Raw genomic sequence first — 21,540 nt, 5'->3', positions numbered from 1 at the left:
TCACCCGCAGCAGCAGACCGTTGACCCCGGCCTGCTCGGCCTGGTCCCGGTCCAACACCTCGACCTGGGCCGAGGCGACCGGTTCCGGTTCGGGGACCTCGACCGGCTCGACCGGCGCGGGGGCCGCGAGAGTCCGGGATTCCTCCTCGGCGGCGCTCTCCTCGGGCTCGGAGGGGTCCGAGTGCCGTTCCCGCTCGGCGGCGGTCCCGTTCCCGCCGCGGTCGGCCTCCTCGTCCGTTGCGGTGGCGTCAGGATCCTCGGCGGGTGCGGCTTCCCCGTCCGCGGACTCGGGTTCTTCGGATTGCTGCTCGGCCGCCTGTTCCTCGGCTGCCTCTGCTTCGTCGGCCGCCTTTTCCTCCAGGTCCCGGGCGGCCTCCGCCTCCAGCACCTCCTGCCAGTGCTCGGGGACCTCCCAGTCCTCGAACTCCTCACCGCTGACGGCCCCCACGGTGACCAGTGAGTCCTCCTGGGAGCTGAGTGTCCGCGCCCGGTCCTGTTCCAGGTCGACGTCGACACTGGTGGCCTCCGGCCAGGCCACGGAGGCCGGGGCGGTCATCGCGGCCTCGGCGACCGCGTCGTCCTCGGACAGGGCCTCGGTGACCGCCTCGCTCCCCTCCACGGAGGGTTGTTCGGCCACCTCCGGGCGGGGGTTGTAGGCGGTGGCCGAGGCCGGGAGCGTGTTCAGCAGCCCGGCGAACACCACCAGGGCCACGGGGTAGACGATGGCGCGGCGGATCGGTCCGGGCCTGGTCGAGGGGGCGGGTTCAGGGGTGTCACTGCGCGGGGTCACAGCAAGCCTCCTGTCACCCCGCCTTCCGGGGCGGGGCGACGGTTACGAGGGGAAAGGGGCGGGGGTGGAGCCTGGGTCAGCCTCGCGGGGCGGGGATCCGTCCCGCGTAGACCTGGGAGAGTTCGCGTTCGTTGAGCACGCCTTGGTAGGTGTGGGCGTCGTCGAGGTCGCCGGACCAGAAGTAGGTGTTGGCACCGCGGTGCTGGGCGCTGCCGATGCGTACCGGCCCGTCGGCGTGCCAGGCGTGGTCGACGGCCACGCGGGATTCCTCGAATCCGTTGACGTAGAGCACGAGCTGGCCGTTGGTGTGGTCGTAGACCCCGGCCAGGTGCACCCACTCCCCCAGCCGGGCGGGAGTGGTGGAGTAGGCGTAGGTCCATCCGGCGGCCCCCTCGGTGGGGGCGTCGTCGTGAGGGGCCATCTTGAAGGTCCAGTTGCCGTTGGAGCCCTGGTAGCCCAGGTGGAAGCCGCTCTGGAACTCGCCGGCCTGGCTCAGGGCGGAGACGTTGACGCTCTCGCCGGTCTCGTCCAGGCGTGCCCAGGTGGCGACGGTGAAGCTGCGGTCGGTGCGCACGGCCGGGCCGGTGGCCTGGACGTACTCGTCGTCACCGTTGAGCCGCACCCCGGGTGAGAAGGTGATGTCGTTCTCGGCGCGGTCCCAGGCGGTGCCGGGGTCGGCGTGCAGGGCGGCGTCCAGGCCGTGGTCGGTGGAGTCGACCACCTCGGTGCCCTGGTACTCGTCCAGCGCCCAGCGTCCTTCGGGGGCCAGGGGGCGGTTGGCCAGTCTCCACACCTCGGAGTGCTGCTCGGCGTCGGTGACGGTCTCGTCCAGGACCAGGCGGTCCCAGACCTTGACGTCGTCGACGGACCCGGGCCAGTAGTAGTTTCCCGTCCCCTGGAACAGTGCCCGGCCGACGGTCAGGGGGCCGGTGGCGTTCCAGGAGCCGGTGTGGGTGGACGCTCCCTGCCGGACACCGTCGACGTAGAGGACGAGTTCTCCGGTCTGGGAGTCGTGGGTGCCCGCCAAGTGGGTCCACACCCCGGTCTCGGCGGGGGCGGAGGAGGTGACGACGGCCCACTCCCGGGAGCCGTCCCAGTGCTGGTCCTCGGGGGACATCTTGAAAACCCACTCGCCGGTGTTGCCCTGGTAGCCCAGGTGGAAGGCGCTCTGCTCCTCGCCCTCCTGGGCCACCGCGGTGTGGTGGGCGTGGGCGCGGTCCAGCTTGACCCAGGCCGACACCGAGAAGGTGCCGGAGGTGTCCACGGCCGGGTAGTCGGCGTTGATCTGGTCGTAGGGGCCGGGGTCGCCGTCGGTGTAGCCGCTGGTGTGCACGGCGGTGCCGTTCAGGCGCGGGGTGGGGTTGGTGTCGGGGTTGTCGACGGCGCCGACCCGGCCGCGCACCCACTCCACGCCTTCGGAGAGGGTGGCCCCGCGGTCGGGGTCGACGGCGTCGGCGGCGCGGCCGCCCTGGCCCTCGTCGAAGGCCAGGTGCGCGACCGGGTCGCTGGGCGGTGCCACCAGGAAGGTGTGGGCCAGGACGCAGTCGGAGGAGTTGCCGAAGGCGTCCACGGTGCGGGCGTAGATCCGGTTGGGTCCCTCCAGGCGGGGTGTGAGGGTGACGGTCACCGATCCGCCGGGGGTCTCGGGCTCGACCTCGGTGACGCAGGAGTCGTCGTTGAGGGCGTACTTGTAGCCGGTGGCGCCCTCGACCCCGTTGTTGGAGAAGGTGAACTCGCCCGGCAGCCCGGTGGAACCGTGGAAGGCGTCCCCGGCCGGGTAGTCGGTGGAGGTCACCTCCGGGCCCTGTTCGGGGCGGTCGGTGCTGACCGTCAGGTAGCAGCGGGTGGACCAGCCCGACCAGGAGACGCCGTCGTTGGCGTTGGCCCGGTAGGTGATCAGCACGTTCTCCGGAAGGGTGCCCGAGCGCACCGACTGGAAGGAGCCGGAGGACCACACGGCGATGTCGGTCCTCGCGGTGTCCACGTCATCCAGGCGTTCGCCGTCCACCCACCACGCGAAGCGGGTCTTGACCTTCTGCCGGTTGGCGGAGGTGGAGTCGCGGTCGCGCACGTAGGCGGTGAAGGTGGGGCGGGTCTCGTTGATCAGCCGGGGGTCGTCGGGGTCGGTGGAGCAAGGGCCGCCGTGGGAGTCCGACACCTGGGTGGGGACCTCAGGAGGGTTGTTGTAGTCCACCTGCAGGGTGGGGTTGGAGGCGAAGCGGCGCCAGTCCCAGTTGCTGCTCGAACGGGTCTCGTTGCCGCGCAGCCCGACCGTCGTGGTCGCGTGCCCGGCGTCACGGCTCCACACGTACCCGTCGGTGGCGTTGAACTCCACCGTCGGGGAGGCTCCGCCGGGGCAGTTGGAGCGTCCGGCGTTGATGGTGCGGGTGTCGAGCCTGGTGTTCCAGAACGAGGACGGGTTCTGGGAGTTCCAGGTGGTGTTGGAGGTGATGGCGTTGGTACGCCACAACTGCACCTGGGCGTTGGTGCACCCGTAGGCGTGGGTGACCTTGGCTCGGAAGGTGGCCCGGGTGATGTCAGCGTCGCGGGTGCGCGAGTCGATGCTGAACCGCCAGAACGCCCGCTTGGTGCTGGCCTCGTTCGGTTCGTAGCCCACGCCGGGGGTGTGCGAGGTGGAGTAGTTCCAGTACGACTGGGTGGGGTAGTTGCGGTTGACGTAGGTGCGCCCGACCCGGCTGACCGCCACCGAGGGGTCGATGTAGACCGGGTACTGGGTGGCCTCGTCGGTGAGCATCGCCGTGTCCGGGACCAGGCGGATGCTGTCCGGGGCCAGATCGACGTCCAGCAGCGCGGTGCGGGCACCGGTCGGTGCCATGACCGTGGCGTCCTCGGCCATGTCCTGTTCGCCCGAGGAGTCCCACATGGCCGGGGCGAGGGCGCTGAACACGCTCTCCTGGCCGCGGTCGCCGATGGCGTCCAGGTTGCCGTGCTCACCGAGCCGCATGGTCACGCCTTCGGTGGCCAAGCCGAGCTCCAGGTCGGCCAGCATCTCGTGCCGTGCCGCCTCCGGGGTGTGTACCACCAGCACCTGGCCGAAGCCGTCGACCCCCGCGGTCAGCACCAGGTCCACGCCGGGCAGGACGTCCGGGTAGGTGGCCTTGTCGGCCTCCAGTACCGGTGCGGGCAGGTCCTCGTGCCAGCCCAGCTCCACCGAGTTGGACCCCAGCCCGATGCTCGCCAACGCCATGTCGCCGCCGCCGGAGAAGGCGATGTCCGCGGCCGCCGCCCTGGGGCGCACCCTGCCGTCGGAGTCCGTCACCAGGTCGGTGTCGACCGGGGTCCACCCGCTGCCGTCGCGCACCCGGACTGGGTGTGCGTTCTGCTCCATCGTGAAGCTGCCGTCGGGGTTGGCCAGATGGCGTGTGGTCTCGGTAGTGGCTCCGGCGATCTCCACCGGCTCACCGGTCTCGCCGGCCCGGGTGACGGCGGCCTGCTCGAAGAGCTCCGCGGTGGAGGCTGAACCCTCCTGAGGGGACGAGCCGGGTTCCTCCTGCGCGTGCGCGGTCGAGTGGAGGAAGGGGGTGAGCAACGCGGCTGACAGGGCGGCAGCGGTCACTGCTCGCACGGCGCGGGGCATGGCGGTGTGCTCTCTAGGCCCAGGTATGGGGGATGGCCGAGCTTGTGGGGTGCGCCCCGGTTGCGGGGCGGCCTCGACCGGTTCCTGAAACCGAGAAGGAAGTTAACAGGACAAAGCGAACACGGAACCCGTGACCCACTTCACTCAAGGCACCAGAATTCCCTTGGCCTGCACCCTCCTCCTCAATTCTCCCAAAATATGCACTTGTGGCCGAGATCGGACAACCAATCAAGGTTTGAACCTAATGATCCGGAGATCTCGGGTTCACCTCCTGTCGGGCGCGGCACGGAACCACAGGCCAGGGCCTCGAACTCCTCTGACCCGGTGGTGCCCCGCGTTCACGATCCCGGGGCGGGTCCGGGTCGGAACCGGCCTCGCCGCGCCAGGAGCCCGGTCACGTCATCCACGCACCCGCTCCCGCTGCCGATCCAGGGGCCCGACGGCAAGCGGGAGCGGGCTTCCCCGGGGAAACCCCGGTGTACTACCGTGATCCGTTGATTACCGACACAAGTTCATTTCGTCGACGTCGCAGTGCACGGGAAGCCGGTGGGAATCCGGCGCGGTCCTCGCCACTGTGACCGGAGGGCGCCTCCCACACACCACTGGACCCGCACGGGTCCGGGAAGGGGGGAGGTGCGGGGCGCAAGCGCCCGACTCCGGGAGCCAGGAGACCGGCTGCGACCGTCCGCGTCATCAAACCACGAAGGATGGTTTGTTCGATGAAGCCCACCGACGCACGGGCGGCCCTGGGCCGTGCCCGTTCCGCCGCCGTCCTCGCCCTGCTGCTGGCCGCGACCGCCTGCGGCGGGTCACCCTCCTCCCCCGCCCCGGAAACCGCCGGGGAGACGATCCGCAACTGCGACGTCGACGTGGCCGCGGCAGAGCCACCGGAGCGGGTGTTCGCCGCCTACCAGCCCGCTATCGAGACCGCCCACGCGCTGGGCATCAGCGACCGCCTGGTCGGAACGGCGTTCCTGGACGCCGAGGTGATGGACGAACACGCCGCCGCCCAGGCCGAGCAGGAGTACTACCCGAACCTGCCCAGCCTGGAGGAACTGCTCAGCCACGAGCCCGACTTCGTGCTCTCCGGATTCAACGGCGTGTTCACCGACGAGAGCCTGGGGACCCGGGCCTCCCTGCGCGAACTGGGCGTCGAGAGCTGGATCCTGTCCCCGCTGTGCCCGAGCGAGGACGGCCGCACCGACGAGACCATCGACCCCGCCACGGTGACGATGGACAACGTCTACGCCGACCTGCGCGACCTGGGAACCCTCTTCGACGAACAGGAGCGCGCCGAACGGGTCATCGCCGACATGGAGGCCACCGTGGAGGAGGTCGCCCAGACCCTGGACGGCCGCGTGGCGGAGGAGGACCGGCCCACCGTGATGATCGGTCGGCCCAGCGACCAGGGGTTCCGGGTCGCCGGCGGGCCGGACTTCTCCACCGAGATCATCGACCTGGCGGGCGGGGTCAACGCCTTCGCCGACCTCGACGGCAGGCGCAACCACGACGTCGCCACCGAGGACGTGATCGCGCGCGACCCCGACTTCATCCTGGTCGACGTGTGCTGTGACGCGCGGATGACCTCCGCCGACGCCGCCGACCAGATCGAGCAGATCATGGACGACCCCGCGCTGGCCAACCTGACCGCGGTCACCGAGGGCCGGGTCGAGGGGTTCACCTTCGCCGACCGCTCCGCGGGCGTACGCAGCGCGGACGCGGTGGCCAAGGTCGCCGGGACCATCCATTCCGACCTGTTCGGGTAGGCCGGGCGATGGCCGACCGTGTGGCCGAAAGGCCCCTGTCCCCCGCCCCCGCCGAACCACACCGGAAACCGCGGCCCCCGTCCGGCGGCTCCGGGCTGCTCAGCGGTCCTTGGGGCCGAAGCGTCGGGCTGGTGGCGGCGCTGCTGGTACTCGCCGGGGCCCTGTTGGCGTCGGTACTGGTCGGCTACCAGCAGCTGTCCGTGGCCGACGTGTATGCCGCCTACGCCGGTTTCACCGGTTCCGACACCGACCTGGTCGTGCGGCACCTGCGGGTGCCGCGCACCCTCGCCGGGCTGGCCGTCGGAGCGGCCCTGGGCGTGTCCGGGGTCCTGGTGCAGGGGGTGACCCGCAACCCCCTCGGTGACCCGGGCATCCTCGGCATCAACGCGGGGGCGGCCCTGGCCGCGGTCCTCGCGATCAGCGTGCTCGGGGTGTCGGCACTGCTGGGCTACGTCGCCTTCGCCTTCCTGGGCGCGGCGGTGGCCGCCTGCGCGGTCTACGCCGTCGGGTCGCTGGGCCCGGACGGGGCCGGCCCGGTCAGGCTCGCGCTCGCCGGCGCCGCGATCTCGGCCCTGCTGGGGTCGCTGACCTCGGCGATCATCCTGCGCGACCGTGCGAGCCTGGACGAGTACCGGTTCTGGGTGGTGGGTTCCCTGGCCGGGGCCGACGGTGCTGCGCTGCTCCAGGCGCTGCCGTTCCTGGCCGCCGGGCTGGTGCTGGCGGTGGCGCTGGCGCGCCCGCTGAACGCGGTGGCGCTCGGTGACGAGCTGGCCCGCTCGTTGGGGACGCGGTTGTGGCTGGTGCGCGGGGCGAGCGCGCTGGCGGTGGTGCTGCTGGCCGGGACGGCGACCGCCGCGGCCGGTCCGATCGGTTTCGTGGGGGTCGCGGTCCCGCACATCGCGCGCGCCCTGGTCGGCCCCGACCACCGTTGGGTGCTGCCGTGGTCGGCGGTGCTGGCGCCCGTCCTGCTGCTGGTCGCAGACGTCGTGGGCCGGGTGGTGGCGCGCCCCGAGGAGCTCCAGGTCGGCATCGTCACCGCTCTGGTCGGTGCGCCGTTCTTCATCCTCCTGGTGCGGCGGCGAAGGGCGGCGGGACTGTGACCGGGCGTTCCGGAGCGCTGATGCCGGGTACGGGGGTGGTCCGCCTCGGCGCTCTCTCGGTGCGGGTGTACTGGCCCGAGGTGGCGCTCGGTGGCCTGCTGACCGCCCTGGCCGCGGTGGTGGCCCTGGTCTCGCTGACCGTGGGCGACTTCGCGATGGGACTGGAGGAGGTGGTGGGCGCGCTCACCGGGCGCGGCAGTGTGATGGCGGCGCACGTGGTGGTGGAGATGAGGCTGCCGCGCGCCCTGACCGCGCTGGGGGTGGGCGCCGCGCTGGCGCTCTCGGGCGCCCTGTTGCAGAGGCTGGCGCGCAACCCGCTGGTCAGCCCGGACATCATCGGGGTCAGTGCGGGCGCCACGACCGCGGCGGTGCTGGCCATCGTCGCCTTCGGCGGTACGGCGTTGGCGGTCGCCTCCAGTGCGCTGGTCGGGGCCGTGGGCACCGCGCTGCTGCTGTACCTGCTCGCCTACCGGCGCGGGGTCAGCGGGCAGCGGCTGGTCCTGGTGGGGATCGCGCTCACCGCGATGCTGGGCGCGGCGACCTCGTACCTGCTGACCCGCACCGAACTCACCACGGCGCAGCGCGCCATGCTCTGGCTCACCGGCAGTCTGGCGAACCGGGAGTGGCCGCACGTGGCGACGGTCGCTCTGGCACTCGCCGTCCTGGCACCGGTCGCGTTCGCGCTGGCCCGTCCGCTGGCGCTGCTCCAGCTCGGTGAGGACACCGCGACCGCCCTGGGCGGCCGGGTGCAGTTCTCCCGGGCCGTCCTGCTGTTCACCGCGACCGCGCTCGCGGCCATGGCCACCGCTGTCGCCGGGCCCGTGGCGTTCGTCGCGCTGGTGGCCCCGCAGATCGTGCGGCGGCTGCTGCGGGAGCGTGCCGTCGGGCTGTTTCCCGCCGCGGCCTGCGGTGGGCTGATGGTGGTCGGCTCGGACCTGCTCGCCCGCACCGCCTTCGGCGGGAGCGAGGTACCGGTCGGTGTGGTCACCGGGATCCTGGGAGCCCCCTACCTGCTGTACCTGCTGGCGCGTGGCGGCAGGGTGGGCCGGGGCGGATGAGCGGGACCCGCCCGCCGGGCCTCGTCGGGGCTTGCGGGTGGATCGGAGCTTGTGCGGGTGGCGGGTCAGCGCGCCACGGTGGGGTCGGCCCAGACGGCCGTCCCGCCCGAGTTCTCGACCCTCTCCGCCTCCAGGCGCAGCCTCAGGGCTCCTTCGACGTCGACGGAGACCTCTTCGGTCCGGCCCAGGGTGAGGGTGTGCGTCGCGAGGAGGTTTTCGTCCGCGAGCACCCGCACCGCGACCGTCACATCGCTCGGGGAGTCATCGCTCAGGCCCACCAACGCCTCGAAGGTGGTCCAATCCCGGCCCAGGTCGAACTCGACGGAGCACGTCTTGCAGCTGTTCAACCGGACGGTCTCCGTGTAGTCCCGGCCGTCGACGGTGTAGGTGCCGGTGCCGTAGTGGTGCCCGCTCTCCTTGACCTCCAGCCGGGAGAGCCCCCACTGGTCGGCGGCCTCCACCGGGGTTCGCGTCGGTGAGAGGTCCTCATCCGGGGGAGGGGAGTCCTCGGCGGTCCCGTCCGTCGGCCTCTCCGGTTCGTCGTCCTCACCGCCTTCGGAGCCCGCTGTGGAGGAGGACGAGGAGCTTTCGTCCTCGGAACGCTGCTCCTCCCGGTCCTGCCGTATCACCGCACCGCCGTAGCCGATACCTCCTCCGAGGACCAGTCCCAGCAGCACCGTTCCCGCGATCACCGCGGACAGAGCTCCCCGGGTCAGTTCCAACGGCTTGCGCGGCCAGGCCACGCCCCCGTCGTCCTTCCTCCTCGAGACCCTGACGAACAGGGTGACGCAGGCGGCCACGGCCATGACGACCGCGGTGAGGGCCGCACTGACCCAGGCGGCGAACTCCCAAGCGGAGTCCTTGGTGATGCCACCGCCCACCCAGAGGACGAAGAACGCGAAGCCGAGCAGGGCAGTGATCGCTAGCAGCATGGCCAAGAACCACATTTTCGACATGTGGGGATGATGCCGCAGGTCGGATGCGACCGCCATTCCGAGCTGCTTTTTTGTCCAACCAAGGAATACATTCAGATCGAAAAAGATTTATGCAACCTATGTCTTGTTGTGCACCGTATGGACCGGTGCACGTGGACCTGCGGCTTCGCGACTCACCGGGCCCGAGGCCCAGGGGCCCGGTCTGCCCGGCGCGACGGACGAGGCTGCCTTGGCCCTTGCTCCCGGAACCGAGGGCGGCTGCGGATACCGTCCACACATGACGACAACGTTCGATCTCGCCGGTGCTCCCGCCCAGGGGCTCAGAAGCCGTAACGGAGCCCGGGAGTTCCTCCGCGACGACGGCGCGGGCCTTCTCGTCCGCGATCCGTCCCCCGAGGCACTCGACCGGTTCCGGGAACTGACCCGGGGCGAATGGCTGGAACTCTGACCGCCCGGGGCCGGGGCGCCCCGTTTTCGCACGGCCGGCGGCTGTGGCGGCCGGCCCCGTTCACCGGCACTGCGCGTCGATGTACCCCTGGAAGTCCGGGAACTCCTCCCGGGCCCGCCCGAGGATCTCCTCCGGAGCACAGCGGGCGTCGGGGGCGTGCCGTCGGGCGACCTCCAGAACGCCGGGGTCGGGCTCGCAGGGACCGTCGTCGCTCCACTCCATGACCTCGCACGGTCCATACCCCTGGGCCACCAGCCACAGGAAATCCCCGAGGTCGGTGGCCATGACCGCGATCTCCCCCTCCGAGCCGAGGAAGACCACGGGCTGCTCGGTCAGTGGCCGACCCTCCCGGACCAGCCACAGGCCGGTGTAGCCGCCCGAGCCCTCCATGCCGAAGAAACGGAATTCGCTGCCGTCGACCTTTTCGTTGCCGGTCCACAATCGGTACCACCACGCGGTCTCGTCAGGGTGCTCGAAGGCTTCGTACATCTCGAAGTCCATGTCCCGGGCGCCATGGGTCCTCCTGAGGTCTTCCAGCATCGAGGGAAAGGAGAGATCGATCATGGGTGGACGACAGTGCCCCGTACGGACACCGGCCCGAGGGGCCCGCGCCTGCGGCGCACCCGGCCAGGATCACGGACTCCAGCTCCCGGCGAGTGGTCCCGGCCCCACTCCCCCGGGGCTCCGTGCCCTTCGGCACCCACGGGTGTCCGACACCTGCGGGCGTGCTAGCTTCGGACCGTGGAAGGATCCCAGGAGCCGACGTCCCGCACCGTCCGCGAGGAGGTGCGGCGCAGGCTGCTCACCGCCGGAAGCGTTCTCCTGTCCCTGTCCCTGCTGGCCGGATGCGGGCAGGACCCGGGTTCCGGTGAACCGGGAGATCGGGAGGAGAAGAGCTACGAGGGCGTACCCGAACTGCTCATCGTCGAGAACGACAACGCCGCGCTGGAGATCGTCCCCGGCGGCACCGACGAGGTACGGGTACAGCGCGAGGCCGAAGGAAACCCGAACGGGGACTGGGAACTGACCGGCGACACCCTCCGCCTGGAAACGAACTGCGCGGCGTTTTCCGACTGCCGGATCCGCTACCAGGTCATCGTCCCGGCCGACACCGCGCTGACGGTGGCGACCGACGAAGGCCCCGTCACCGTGTCCGGGTTCAGCGCCCCGGTCGAGATCAGCTCCGGGAACGGCGGCCTCGACATCTCCGACGTCACCGGACCGCTCACCCTGACCTCGGTCGACGGGGACATGAACCTCACCGGGATCGGCTCGGAGAGCCTGAGCGCCGCCACCGACAACGGCGGCATCGACGCCGCGTTCGCCGAAGCCCCCTCCGAGGTCGAGGTCAGCACCAACAACGGTGACGCCACGATCGCCCTGCCCGGCGGTTCCTACGCCGTGTTCGAGACCTCCGACAACGGTCGGGTGGTCGCCGACGTCCCGGTGGACGAGGCCAGCGACAACACCGTCACCGCGCGGACCGGGAACGGGACCATCTCCCTGGTCCCGGCCGACTGACTCCTGACCCGGTTCCCGGTCTCCACGTCATCCCCGAGAGGTTCGCGGCCGGCGCCCTCGGGGCGCTTGCGAGGAGCGGCCCCGGGCCCGGGGATCGCCCCCGGACCCGGCCTGGCTCAGAACAGGTCCCTGCGGCCCGCCAGGGAGTCGATCCACTGGTGCAGGTGGCCCGTCCAGTCGCGTCCGGCGCCGTCGTGGTGGTTCACGGTGAAGCGGTGGAAGGTGTCGCGGCCCTCGGAGAAGAGCAGGCCCGGCTTCTTGTCCAGCTCCAGCACCACGTCCACACCGTGCTCGTCGGTGACCAGGGACAGCTCCAGTTCGTTCAGGCCCCGGTAACGGCTGGGGGCGTGGAACTCGATCTCCTGGTAGAAGGGCAGCCGCTGCCGGGTCTGGGCGATGCGACCCCGCTCCAGGTCGGCGTGCTTGAAGGTGAACCCGAGGGAGAACAGGGAGTCCAGGATGGCGGCCTGCGCGGGGAGGGGCTCGATGCCCACCGGGTCCAGGTCGCCGGGGTCGACCGCGTTCGCCACGTGCAGACGGGTGTTCACGCCGAGGTTCATGCGGTGCAGATGGCGGCCACGGTGGGCGGTGATGGGGGTCTCCCAGGGCACGAAGAGCTCGAAGGGTACCTGGAAGCGCTGTCCGGGAACCAGGGCCACGCCCTCGCCCAGGCGTACCCGGTGGAACTCCATGTCGCTGTTGACCTCGTGGTCACCGACCTCGGTCTCGACCCGGGCCTGGAGGCCGACGGTGAGCTGCTCGACCTGCTGCTCGACGTCGCCGCCCTCGATGACGACGGTGCCCCGCAGGGAGCCCCCCGGAACGGTCACGGACGAGTCCAGAGAGGTTTCCACCGAGGCTCCACCGAATCCGATACCGGCGAGCAGACGCTTGATGACCATAGATACTTCCTTTTCCCGGTGGGTGCGTGGCCGGGGATGGCGAGCGCACCCGGAGTCTGGGAGTGCGGCCGGGCCCCTGTGATCATCCGGCCGCACTCGGGTGAGTGCCCGGGCTCAATGGCGCCCGGAAACAGGGCCTAGAGCAGGCTGCGGTTGCCGGCGATGGCGTGGACCCACTCGTGGAGCTTGGCCGCGATCTCCTCGGGGTCGGTGTCCTCGTGTTCGATGCTCAGGCGCAGGAGGGTGTCGCCGCCCTCGCTGAAGAGGATGCCGGGCTTCTTGTCCAGCTCCAGCACCACGTCCACACCCTCGTCGTCGGTGAGGAAGGTCAGCTCCAGCGACTCCAGGCCCTCGTACTGACCCGCGGCGGCGTACTCGAGCTCCTGGTAGAAGGGCAGCTTCTGACGGGTGCCGGGGATCTCACCCTTCTCCAGGTCGACGCCCTTCAGGACGAAACCCAGTGCGTCCAGCGCCTGCAGGACCGCGGCCTGGGCCGGAAGGGGCTCGATGAGCAGCGGGTCCACGTCCTTGCGGTCCAGAGCCTTGTCCACGTGCAGACGGGTGTTGAGGCCCACGTTGTCCAGCACGTGCGTGCCCCCGATGGAGGTGATGGGGGCCTCCATCGGAACGGTCATCTCGAAGGAGAGCTCGAACTCCTGCTCGGGCTCCAGCTCCATCTCCTCGTCGGTGAGCGTCTGCTCGGCGACGACCACGTCGATGGTGTACTCGCCCGACTGCGTCTCGCCCTCGGAGTCCTCGTACTCGTACTCCTTCTCCACGTTGGCGCGGAGACCGACGCTGATGCCCTCCAGTGTCTGGGCGACCTTGCCTCCGGTGACCTTGAGGGTGCCGGTGACGGTGCCGCCCGGTTGGACGGTCTCGTTGTCGAGGGTGGTCTCTACGGTGGCACTGCCGATGCCGACACTGGCGAGCATGCGCTTGAAGATCAAAGCGTCTTCTTCCTACCTAGGTCCGCTGCCCGAGCGCCAGGGGATGGGTGCGGTGGGACCGATGGGGGTTCGTGGAGAATCCGGCGCTGTTGGTAGGACGCGTCGCTGGTGGTAGCGGTTCCCACCGCTGTGGAGTTTTCCGCACTTTCTTCGGTGTCGGCCACGGGGCGGGAGGCCTGCGAGACCCTGCGCGGTGTCGGCCCGGGCCCGCCCGGCTGAACCATATGAGGGTGCTTCGGCAGCCGGGGCGACCGCTGTCGAGGTGCGGAAAAAGCGAAAGCGAGGAGTAAAAACACTCCCCGCCACTCTCAACTTATAGCGCACCGGGGGGCTTGCGGCAAGACCCGGGGGATGCCGCAGAATCAACGCTCGTAGCCGGAACCTCCAGGTGAGGGGACCGACAGGTGCGGGTGCCGTCGTCGGTGCGCAGGCCGCACGGGGAGGCCGGGGTCCAGGATGATCGAACGGGGAGAGCTCATGTTTGACGTGATCGTGGTCGGTGGCGGTCCGACCGGCTTCGTGTTGGCCGCCGAGTTGCGGCTGCACGGTGTGCGCGTGCTCGTGCTGGAGAGGGACGCGGAGCCGACCAGGGTGGTTCGCGCACTCGGACTGCACGCGCGCAGTATCGAGCTGATGGACCAGCGGGGGCTGCTGGAGCGGTTCCTCGCGCTCGGCCGGCGGTATCCACTCGGCGGTTTCTTCGCGGGGATCGCCAAACCGGCGCCGGAGGGGCTGGACACCGCACACCCCTACGTCCTCGGCATCCCGCAGCCCACCGTCGACCGCCTGTTGGCCGAGCGCGCCACCGAACTCGGCGCCGAGGTCAGGCGCGGCTGCGCGCTGGTCGGGCTGGACCAGGACGAGCACGGAGTGAGCGCCGAGCTGGCCGACGGCACACGGCTGCGCTCGCGCTACCTCGTCGGCTGCGACGGCGGCCGGAGCACGGTGCGCAAGCTGCTCGGCGTGGGCTTTCCCGGTGACCCCTCCAGGGTCGAGACCCTGCTGGGCGAGATGGAGGTGACCGCGCCGCCGGAGGAGGTCGCCGCCGTGGTGGCCGAGGTCCGCAAAACCCAGAAGCGGTTCGGCCTCGCGCCCTTCGACGGCGGGGTCCACCGCGTCATCGTGCCCGCCGACGGGGTGGCGGAAGACCGCACGGTCCCGCCGACCCTGGAGGAGTTCAGGCGGCGGCTGCGCGCGGTGGCCGGCACCGACTTCGGTGTGCACTCACCGCGCTGGCTGTCCCGTTTCGGTGACGCCACCAGGCTGGCCGAGCGGTACCGGGTCGACCGGGTGCTGCTGGCGGGCGACTCGGCGCACGTCCACCCACCGACCGGCGGTCAGGGGCTCAACCTCGGTGTCCAGGACGCGGTCAACCTGGGCTGGAAACTGGCCGCCGAGGTCAACGGCTGGGCTCCGGAGGGGCTGCTGGACAGCTACGAGGCCGAACGGCGCCCGGTGGCCGCCGACGTGCTGGACAACACCCGCGCGCAGATGGAGCTGATGTCCACCGAGCCGGGGCCGCAGGCGGTGCGCAGGCTGGTGTCGGAACTGATGGACCTCGACGAGGTGAACCGGTACCTGACCGAGAAGATCACCGCGCTCGGGGTCCGCTACGACTTCGGTGAGGGGCACGAGCTGCTCGGTGGGCGGATGCGCGACATCGGCCTGGGGCGGGGCCGCCTCTACGGGTTGCTGCACGGGGGACGCGGACTGCTCCTGGACCAGACCGGGCGGCTCTCGGTGGAGGGCTGGGCGGACCGGGTCGACCACGTCGTCGACACCAGCGAGGAACTGGACGTGCCCGCCGTGCTGCTGCGGCCGGACGGCCATGTGGCGTGGGCGGGAGAGGAACAGAGGGCTCTGCTGGACGAACTGCCGAGGTGGTTCGGCGTCGCCTCGGGTTGAGTCGGACCCGGATGGGCGGCAGGGCCGCTTCGGGAGCCGGTCCGCCGCCTGGGCCCCGGACCGGGTGCGCTTGGATAACCTGCACCCGGAAGCGACGAAGGGATCGGCATGGACGAGGTCGAGGACCTGCCCGAACGCAGCCGCCAGGTGGCGCGGGCGCTCAGCGCGCTCGGGGCGCGGGGGCGGGTGCGTGAACTACCCGCCTCCACCCGGACCGCGGCGGAGGCCGCCGAAGCCCTGGAGTGCGAGGTCGGCGCGATCGCCAACAGCCTGGTGTTCATGGCCGACGGGAAGCCGCTGCTGGTGATGACCAGCGGACGGCACCGGGTGGACCTGGCCCTGCTGGCCGAACGCCTGGGCAGGACGAGGATCCGGCGCGCCGAACCGGAGGAGGTGCGGGCGGCGACCGGGCAGGCCATCGGCGGGGTCGCGCCCCTGGGCCACCCGGTACCGGTGGAGACCGTGGTCGATCCCGCCCTGGCGGACCACCCCCGTCTGTGGGCCGCGGGCGGCACCCCGAACACGATCTTCCCGCTCGACTACGCCGAGCTGGTCAGGATCACCGGCGGCTCCGAGGTCGCCGTCAACTGATCCGGCGCCCCGGCCGCCGCCCGGCTCGTCATCCGGGCGGCGGCCGTCGGCGGTCAGCCCGCCGGGGGACGCTCCCCGCGGTGGACCGCCCTGTCGATACCCCAGGCGATCAGGCCGCAGACGGCGCCCACGGCGGCGCCGGTGACCAGGCTGCTCAGTGCCGCGAACCCGCGCACGACCACCTCCTGGACCACGGGCGGGAGGTCGCTCAGGTTGCCGCCGAGGGTCGGCGGAGCACCATCCCAGCTCGTGTTCCACAGGATCTGGTGGCCGAGCACGAGGAGAACGCCGTACAGGAGGCCCACCACGAGGAGCGTCAGGAACGGGTTCGGTACCCGTCGCCACAGCACCACGGCGATCCACACCAGGGGCGGAACGAACACGAACAGGGCGTTGACGAAGGTGCCCTCGTGGATGATCCCGAGGTCGTGCAGGACCACTCGGGGCGCCGCTATCAGAGCCAGGGCGACGACGGCGGGAAGGGACAGCCCCAGGGCGGAACGGATGCGCGGCCCGGGGCCGCTCCTCGGGGTGGGCCGGTCTGGTGGGTTCATGCGTTCCACGTTAGGAACGGGGGGTAGGCGGCGCGTCAGCCCCCGGTCTCGACCTCCTACGTCCGAACGTGTCATCCCCCGCCGCGCCGTACCCCCTACGGCGGGGCGTCGTGCGGTACGGTCGCCCCGACATCAGGTGGACGCTCACGCGCCCGGTCCGGGAAGGACTCCCCCCGCATGACCAGAACCGGTTGGATCGTGGCCGCGGCCTGTACGGCGGTCGCCCTGGTCGTCGGGTTCGGTGCCGGCTGGTTCGCCCAGCGGGCCTCGGCGGTACCGCCCGCCCCGGAGCCCTCCGCCCGGAACCCGCACCCCGACGACGTGGAGGACCGGCCCGAGACCGGGTTCGAGCCGGTCACCGTCGGTCTGGACGAGACCCACGACTTCGGTGACGGGTTCACCATCGGCCTGGAGGGGTTCGAGCGCGGTGTCGAGGTGGGCGGGGTCGACCCCGACACGGGTGAGGAGGGGGACCTGCCCTACCTGTCGTGGACGGTGGAGATCGCCAACGAGGGCGCCGAGACCGTCCGGACCGGCCTGGTGACCAGGTCCTGTTCGGTGGGCGACCCTCTGCGGGAGTCCGGTTCCCCGGTGCTGGGCGACAGCGTGAACCCTCCCGAGAGCCTGGACCCCGGGCAGTCCGGGTCGTGGGACGAGGACTGCTGGGCGGACGAGGAGGACACCCACATCCAGTACACGGTCGAGTTCCACGACCAGGACTTCGTTCCGCTCTACCCGGCGGTGACCTTCGCGGGCACGGTCGACTGAGCGACGGCCCGGGCCGGTCCGCGCAGGCCGGCGAGCAGCACCCCCTCAGCGGTCGGGCAACAGCGGGCCACGGTTTTCCCCGGCCGGTACGGGCGTCGGCTTCCCCGTTTTTCCGCGCCGGTGGAACGGGCCGGGAACACCGTCGCACACCGTGCGACCCACCCCTGGTCAGGGCCGCGGTCCTGCGAGGACTCTGGACACGGGACAACCCAGTGGGAGAATGAACAGCGTGAGGAACCACGAATCGGACATGCCCGATCCCGTCCAGGACGCGCCGGAGGTCGGGCCGCCCAAGGAGAGCGCGGCGGGGGTCCCGGCCGTGCTCAGCAGCGTGCGCCACGTGGGCGAGCAGGCCGGGGTGCGGCGCGGGGTGCCCGCGATGCTCGCCGTCAACCAGAAGGGCGGGTTCGACTGCCCCGGGTGCGCCTGGCCGGAGCCCGACAGGCGGCACAGGGCGGAGTTCTGCGAGAACGGTGCCAAGGCGGTCGCCGAGGAGGCCACCCGCCGGGCCGTGACCGGCGACTTCTTCGCCCGGCACCCGGTCGCGGAGCTGTTCGAGCGCTCCGGGTACTGGCTGGGCCAGCAGGGGCGGCTGACCGAGCCCGTGTACCTGCCCGAGGGCGGCACCCACTACGAGCCGGTCTCCTGGGACCGTGCCCTGGACATGGTCGCCGAGGAGCTGCGCGCTCTGGACACCCCCGACAGCGCCGTGTTCTACACGTCGGGGCGCACCAGCAACGAGGCAGCCTTCGCCTACCAGCTGCTGGCCCGCCAGCTCGGCACCAACAACCTGCCCGACTGTTCGAACATGTGCCACGAGTCGTCCGGGTCGGCGCTCACCGAGACGCTGGGCGTGGGCAAGGGCAGCGTGTCCCTGGAGGACGTCCACCAGGCCGACCTGATCATCGTGGCCGGACAGAACCCCGGTACCAACCACCCCCGGATGCTCTCCGCGCTGGAGCGGGCCAAGCGCTCCGGGGCCCGGATCGTCACCGTCAACCCGCTGCCCGAGGCGGGCATGCGCGAGTTCCGCAACCCGCAGAACGCCCGGGGCCTGGTGGGGCGCGGCACCGAGCTGACGGACCTGTTCGCGCAGATCCGGCTGGGCGGGGACCTGGCCCTGTTCTCTGCGGTCAACCGGTTGCTGTTGGAGGCCGACCGGCGCGGCGGCGAGGTCCTGGACCACGGGTTCGTGGACGCCTGCACGCACGGGTTCGAGGAGTTCGCCGAGGCGCTGCTGGCCGAACCCGAGGACGAGTTCTGGGCGCGGACCGAACGCGACACCGGTCTGACCCGTGCACTCGTCGAGGAGCTCACCGCGATGGTGGTCGCCTCGGAGCGGATCGTGGTGTGCTGGGCGATGGGGCTGACCCAGCACAGGCACTCGGTACCGACCATCCGTGAGGTGGTCAACTTCCTGCTGCTGCGCGGCAACGTGGGGCGGCCCGGGGCCGGCGTGTGCCCGGTGCGCGGCCACTCCAACGTGCAGGGCGACCGCACGATGGGCATCTTCGAGCGTCCCGCGGACGACTTCCTGGACGCCCTGGGGCTGGAGTTCGGTTTCGAGCCGCCCCGCGAGCACGGCCACGACACGGTGAACGCGATCCGGGCGATGGCGCGCGGTGAGGTGGGCGTGTTCTTCGCGATGGGCGGCAACTTCGTGGCTGCCACCCCGGACACCGAGGTGACGGAGGAGGCGATGCGCCGGGTGGGGCTGACGGTGCACGTGTCCACGAAACTGAACCGCTCGCACGTGGTGACCGGTACGCGCGCGCTCATCCTGCCCGCCCTGGCCCGTACCGACCGTGACCTGAACGGGGATCGGCCGCGCTGGGTGACGGTGGAGGACTCGATGGGGCTGGTGCACGCCTCGCACGGGGTGTTGCCGCCGCTGTCGGAGGGGATGCGCTCGGAGGTCGACATCGTGCGCGGTCTGGGCCGGAGGCTGTTCGGGAACGATCCGGTGGACTGGGACGCGATGGCCGACTACGACCGGGTGCGCGACCACGTGGCGGCGGTCGTCCCGGGGTTCGGGGACTTCAACGCCAGGGCTCGGCGGCCGGAGGGGTTCGCGCTGCCGCACGCCCCACGCGACGACCGGCGCTTCCCCACCGCGACGGGCCTGGCCAACTTCACCGTCAACGGCACCTACGCGCCACAGGTTCCTCCGGGTCGGCTGCTGTTGCAGACGCTGCGCTCGCACGACCAGTACAACACCACGATCTACGGGTTGGACGACCGATACCGGGGCGTGCGCCGCGGCCGGCGGGTGGTACTGGTCAACCCCGAGGACGCCCGGGAGCTGGGGTTGGCCGACGGGGCCTACACCGACCTGGTGGGCGAGTGGTCGGACGGCCGGGAGCGGCGGGCTCCGCACTTCCGGGTGGTGCACTATCCGACGGCGCGGGGCAGCGCGGCCGCGTACTACCCGGAGACCAACGTGCTGGTGCCGTTGGACTCCACGGCGGAGGTGAGCAACACGCCCACGTCCAAGTCGGTGGTGGTGCGTTTCGAGCCGTCCCCCGAACGCGTCTAGCCGGCCGGGGGCGTTGCCGGTGAGCGGCGGTGTGCGCCGGCGCGGTGGGCCCTCGCGGCCACCGCGCCGGGCGGGGCGGCCGGCCCCGGTCAGCGGCGTTCCCGGAAGCGGCCGAAGCGGACCTTGGGCGGGCGGGGCAGGCGGGGCCGCCACCGCAGCCACGGGAGCCACGGCTCCTGCGGCGGCAGCGGGACCGTGGGGTCCTCCAGGTCGCCCTGGAGGACGTCCTCGACCTCCTCGAAGCGGATCCCGGCGAAGACCATGATGTCGGCGGCGACCATCTCCACGGCCAGGTGCGTGGCGTGGGTGACGGGGTCGTCCTCGGCGTTGCTGGCCCCGTACAGGCGCGCCGCGGTGAGTGCCTGCTCCACGGCTTGTTCGCGGGTCTGCCTGCTGCTGAGGTCGTCGGCGAGGGTGGCCAGGACGGCGGCCATGCCGCGCACGATGGGGCCGAGTTCACGGCGCTCCTCGGCGCCCATGGAGGTGGTGGTCCTCGCCAGGTACAGGCAGCTCTCGCCGAGGAGGATGAGCCGTTCGATGATGGCGTCCTCGTCCAGTACGGGCTGTGTGTCCCCCCAGCGGATGGTGGAGAGGCGGATCGTTGACATGCTGGCCTCGCGGGCCCGGCTGAGTTCGGCCATGGGGCGGCTGAGGTCACCGAGCCGGTTGACGACCTGCTCGCTGGAGGCCTCGCCCTCCTCGGTCAGGGACAGCCCCACCGCGTCGAGCATGTCGGCCATCTCCTGCAATGCGTTCTCCTCGATCCGTCTCAGCATGGCGACCAGGCGGGCCGGGAAGAGGAGCTGGCTGAAGAGCAGGGCGACCCCGGCCCCGATCAGCGCGTCCACCAGGCGGCCCGTCCCGGGGTTGCCGCCGACGAGGATGGTGGCGAGGATGGCGCTGGCGGCGGCCTGGCCGATGATGATGCGCTCGGCGTTGATCGCGACCGCGGCGGTCATGGCGATGCCGGTGCCCAGTGCCAGGGCCAGGACGCCCCGGTCGGTGACCAGCAGGGCGAACTCGCCCGCGATGATGCCGAGGAAGACCCCGGTGAGCAGCCGGATGGCGTTGGCCCCACGTTCGCCGCCCGAGGCGTTGAGCGCGATGACGGCGGCGATGGGCGCGAAGAACGGGTAGTGGTCCTGGACCAGGCCTCCGGCGATGGTCCAGGCCAGTGCGGCGGCGATGACGGCCAGCAGAATCTGGGACAGGTACGAGGACACACGCCGACGCGCCTTGGATGCGGCGGCTTTGACCGCGCGCCGCATGGATCGTCCTCCCGTGGACAGAGCTCCCATGTTCTCCTTCGCCGCTCGCAGACGCCGGAGGTCCGGGGGGACCGGCTCTGTCATTCATACCGGCCGAAGTGGGCGGAGTGTGGTTACGCCATGCCTGGGCGGGTGGCTCCGGGCCCCGGTGGGAGGTGTCGTGCGGTCTGCCCCGTACTGTGTCGGCATGCCTACGATCTACCTGATCCGCCACGGTAAGGCCTCCCCCGAGGCGGCGGACTACGACGAGCTGAGCCCCACCGGGCACGAACAGGCGCGCCTGCTGGGCGCCGAACTCAAACGGCGGGGGCTGAGTGCGGGCCCCGTGGTCTCGGGGTCGCTGCGGCGTCAGCGCCAGACCGCCGAGACGGCCCTGGCCGAGGCCGGCCTGGATGTGCGGCCCTCGGTCGACGAGCGTTGGAACGAGTACGACCACCTGCACCTGTTGGGCCGCTACCCGACCGGTGAGGGATCGCTCCAGCAGCGTTTGGACGCCTCCCTGACCTCATGGACCGCCTCGGGTGAGCGGGGAGAGGGTTCGTGGACGTCCTTCCGTGCGGGTGTGCGGGCGGGACTGGAAGCGCTGACGTCCCGCCTGGGCAAGGGGGAGACGGCGCTGGTGTTCACCTCGGCCGGGGTGATCGGAGCCGTCTGCTCGGCGCTGCTGGGCGCCCCGGACTCCGGGTTCGTCGCGATGAACCGGGTGGTGGTGAACGGTTCGGTGAGCAAGCTGGTGCACGGCCGCGGCGGCACCCAGCTCCTGTCGTTCAACGACCACGCCCACCTGGAGCAGGGCGGTCCGGAGCTGATGACCTACCGCTGAGCCGCCCCTTTTCACGACCGTCACATA

General features: G+C 71.2%; 17 protein-coding genes and 1 riboswitch. Of the genes, 10 read left to right on the top strand and 7 right to left on the bottom strand.

Features of this window, described 5'->3' with window-relative positions:
• Positions 1–866: 866 nt before the first annotated feature.
• Positions 867–4,388: a LamG-like jellyroll fold domain-containing protein gene (locus ACUKCB_RS04915; RefSeq protein WP_473039260.1), complete on the bottom strand. Its 3,522-nt coding sequence runs from the start codon at positions 4,386–4,388 to the stop codon at positions 867–869.
• A 512-nt stretch (positions 4,389–4,900) separates the two neighbouring features.
• A riboswitch (cobalamin riboswitch) is annotated at positions 4,901–5,082 on the top strand.
• A 25-nt stretch (positions 5,083–5,107) separates the two neighbouring features.
• Here ACUKCB_RS04915 and ACUKCB_RS04910 point away from each other — a divergent pair.
• Genes ACUKCB_RS04910 through ACUKCB_RS04900 form a run of 3 tightly spaced genes read left to right on the top strand, consistent with a single transcriptional unit; the run spans position 5,108 to position 8,312 of the window.
• Positions 5,108–6,154 (top strand): ABC transporter substrate-binding protein, encoded by a 1,047-nt coding sequence (locus ACUKCB_RS04910; protein WP_473039259.1) that lies wholly within the window; start codon positions 5,108–5,110, stop codon positions 6,152–6,154.
• An 8-nt stretch (positions 6,155–6,162) separates the two neighbouring features.
• Positions 6,163–7,254 (top strand): FecCD family ABC transporter permease, encoded by a 1,092-nt coding sequence (locus ACUKCB_RS04905; RefSeq protein WP_473039258.1) that lies wholly within the window; start codon positions 6,163–6,165, stop codon positions 7,252–7,254.
• On the top strand, positions 7,251–8,312 hold the full coding sequence (locus tag ACUKCB_RS04900) for a FecCD family ABC transporter permease (RefSeq protein WP_473039257.1): 1,062 nt from the start codon (positions 7,251–7,253) through the stop codon (positions 8,310–8,312). Before ACUKCB_RS04905 ends, ACUKCB_RS04900 begins: the two co-directional genes overlap by 4 nt.
• Before the next feature lie 65 nt (positions 8,313–8,377).
• Here ACUKCB_RS04900 and ACUKCB_RS04895 read toward each other — a convergent pair whose 3' ends face one another.
• The gene (locus ACUKCB_RS04895; RefSeq protein WP_473040925.1) at positions 8,378–9,244 is read right to left on the bottom strand and encodes an NPCBM/NEW2 domain-containing protein; all 867 of its coding nucleotides are present in this window, start codon (positions 9,242–9,244) and stop codon (positions 8,378–8,380) included.
• 280 nt (positions 9,245–9,524) lie between these two features.
• On the opposite strand from ACUKCB_RS04895, the gene ACUKCB_RS04890 reads away from it, so the two are divergent.
• Entirely contained in the window at positions 9,525–9,695 is a 171-nt protein-coding gene (locus tag ACUKCB_RS04890) for a hypothetical protein (RefSeq protein WP_473039256.1), read from the top strand.
• A gap of 60 nt (positions 9,696–9,755) precedes the next feature.
• Here ACUKCB_RS04890 and ACUKCB_RS04885 read toward each other — a convergent pair whose 3' ends face one another.
• The gene (locus tag ACUKCB_RS04885) at positions 9,756–10,259 is read right to left on the bottom strand and encodes an SMI1/KNR4 family protein (RefSeq protein WP_473039255.1); all 504 of its coding nucleotides are present in this window, start codon (positions 10,257–10,259) and stop codon (positions 9,756–9,758) included.
• Positions 10,260–10,436: 177 nt separating this feature from the next.
• Between ACUKCB_RS04885 and ACUKCB_RS04880 the strand changes: the two genes are divergently transcribed.
• Entirely contained in the window at positions 10,437–11,216 is a 780-nt protein-coding gene (locus ACUKCB_RS04880; RefSeq protein ID WP_473039254.1) for a DUF4097 family beta strand repeat-containing protein, read from the top strand.
• Between the two features lie 116 nt (positions 11,217–11,332).
• On the opposite strand, the gene ACUKCB_RS04875 is transcribed toward ACUKCB_RS04880, so the two are convergent.
• A complete protein-coding gene (locus tag ACUKCB_RS04875; RefSeq protein ID WP_473039253.1) occupies positions 11,333–12,118 on the bottom strand; it encodes a sporulation protein in 786 nt (261 codons plus the stop codon).
• Between the two features lie 137 nt (positions 12,119–12,255).
• The gene (locus ACUKCB_RS04870) at positions 12,256–13,068 is read right to left on the bottom strand and encodes a sporulation protein (protein ID WP_473039252.1); all 813 of its coding nucleotides are present in this window, start codon (positions 13,066–13,068) and stop codon (positions 12,256–12,258) included.
• A 477-nt stretch (positions 13,069–13,545) separates the two neighbouring features.
• Between ACUKCB_RS04870 and rox the strand changes: the two genes are divergently transcribed.
• A complete protein-coding gene (rox, locus tag ACUKCB_RS04865) occupies positions 13,546–14,973 on the top strand; it encodes a rifampin monooxygenase (RefSeq protein WP_473040924.1) in 1,428 nt (475 codons plus the stop codon).
• 108 nt (positions 14,974–15,081) lie between these two features.
• Positions 15,082–15,564, top strand: a complete 483-nt coding sequence (locus tag ACUKCB_RS04860) for a YbaK/EbsC family protein (RefSeq protein ID WP_473039251.1) — start codon at positions 15,082–15,084, stop codon at positions 15,562–15,564.
• 53 nt (positions 15,565–15,617) lie between these two features.
• Here the strand turns inward: ACUKCB_RS04860 and ACUKCB_RS04855 are convergent, their stop codons facing one another.
• Positions 15,618–16,118, bottom strand: a complete 501-nt coding sequence (locus ACUKCB_RS04855) for a hypothetical protein (protein ID WP_473039250.1) — start codon at positions 16,116–16,118, stop codon at positions 15,618–15,620.
• A 177-nt stretch (positions 16,119–16,295) separates the two neighbouring features.
• On the opposite strand from ACUKCB_RS04855, the gene ACUKCB_RS04850 reads away from it, so the two are divergent.
• Both ACUKCB_RS04850 and ACUKCB_RS04845 read left to right on the top strand, forming a co-directional pair.
• Positions 16,296–16,886, top strand: coding sequence for a hypothetical protein (locus tag ACUKCB_RS04850; protein WP_473039249.1), 591 nt, complete (start codon positions 16,296–16,298; stop codon positions 16,884–16,886).
• 220 nt (positions 16,887–17,106) lie between these two features.
• Complete coding sequence (locus tag ACUKCB_RS04845; RefSeq protein ID WP_473039248.1) at positions 17,107–19,422, top strand: FdhF/YdeP family oxidoreductase; 2,316 nt, start codon at positions 17,107–17,109, stop codon at positions 19,420–19,422.
• A gap of 89 nt (positions 19,423–19,511) precedes the next feature.
• On the opposite strand, the gene ACUKCB_RS04840 is transcribed toward ACUKCB_RS04845, so the two are convergent.
• Positions 19,512–20,720 (bottom strand): FUSC family protein, encoded by a 1,209-nt coding sequence (locus ACUKCB_RS04840; RefSeq protein ID WP_473039247.1) that lies wholly within the window; start codon positions 20,718–20,720, stop codon positions 19,512–19,514.
• 157 nt (positions 20,721–20,877) lie between these two features.
• Here ACUKCB_RS04840 and ACUKCB_RS04835 point away from each other — a divergent pair, with 157 nt between their 5' ends.
• Positions 20,878–21,513: a histidine phosphatase family protein gene (locus ACUKCB_RS04835; protein ID WP_473039246.1), complete on the top strand. Its 636-nt coding sequence runs from the start codon at positions 20,878–20,880 to the stop codon at positions 21,511–21,513.
• Positions 21,514–21,540: the final 27 nt, after the last annotated feature.

The sequence above is a fragment of the Nocardiopsis moroccensis genome, assembly GCF_055763695.1.
Note: the sequence above shows the minus strand (reverse complement) of the source record. Positions and strands in the feature narration are given on the sequence as shown.

Coding starts and splice junctions, on each gene's coding strand:
- ACUKCB_RS04915 (WP_473039260.1), bottom strand. CDS start 4,388: ATGCCCCGCGCCGTGCGAGCAGTGACCGCTGCCGCCCTGTCAGCCGCG.
- ACUKCB_RS04910 (WP_473039259.1), top strand. CDS start 5,108: ATGAAGCCCACCGACGCACGGGCGGCCCTGGGCCGTGCCCGTTCCGCC.
- ACUKCB_RS04905 (WP_473039258.1), top strand. CDS start 6,163: ATGGCCGACCGTGTGGCCGAAAGGCCCCTGTCCCCCGCCCCCGCCGAA.
- ACUKCB_RS04895 (WP_473040925.1), bottom strand. CDS start 9,244: ATGCTGCTAGCGATCACTGCCCTGCTCGGCTTCGCGTTCTTCGTCCTC.
- ACUKCB_RS04890 (WP_473039256.1), top strand. CDS start 9,525: ATGACGACAACGTTCGATCTCGCCGGTGCTCCCGCCCAGGGGCTCAGA.
- ACUKCB_RS04885 (WP_473039255.1), bottom strand. CDS start 10,259: ATGATCGATCTCTCCTTTCCCTCGATGCTGGAAGACCTCAGGAGGACC.
- ACUKCB_RS04875 (WP_473039253.1), bottom strand. CDS start 12,118: ATGGTCATCAAGCGTCTGCTCGCCGGTATCGGATTCGGTGGAGCCTCG.
- rox (WP_473040924.1), top strand. CDS start 13,546: ATGTTTGACGTGATCGTGGTCGGTGGCGGTCCGACCGGCTTCGTGTTG.
- ACUKCB_RS04860 (WP_473039251.1), top strand. CDS start 15,082: ATGGACGAGGTCGAGGACCTGCCCGAACGCAGCCGCCAGGTGGCGCGG.
- ACUKCB_RS04855 (WP_473039250.1), bottom strand. CDS start 16,118: ATGAACCCACCAGACCGGCCCACCCCGAGGAGCGGCCCCGGGCCGCGC.
- ACUKCB_RS04850 (WP_473039249.1), top strand. CDS start 16,296: ATGACCAGAACCGGTTGGATCGTGGCCGCGGCCTGTACGGCGGTCGCC.
- ACUKCB_RS04845 (WP_473039248.1), top strand. CDS start 17,107: ATGAACAGCGTGAGGAACCACGAATCGGACATGCCCGATCCCGTCCAG.
- ACUKCB_RS04840 (WP_473039247.1), bottom strand. CDS start 20,720: ATGGGAGCTCTGTCCACGGGAGGACGATCCATGCGGCGCGCGGTCAAA.
- ACUKCB_RS04835 (WP_473039246.1), top strand. CDS start 20,878: ATGCCTACGATCTACCTGATCCGCCACGGTAAGGCCTCCCCCGAGGCG.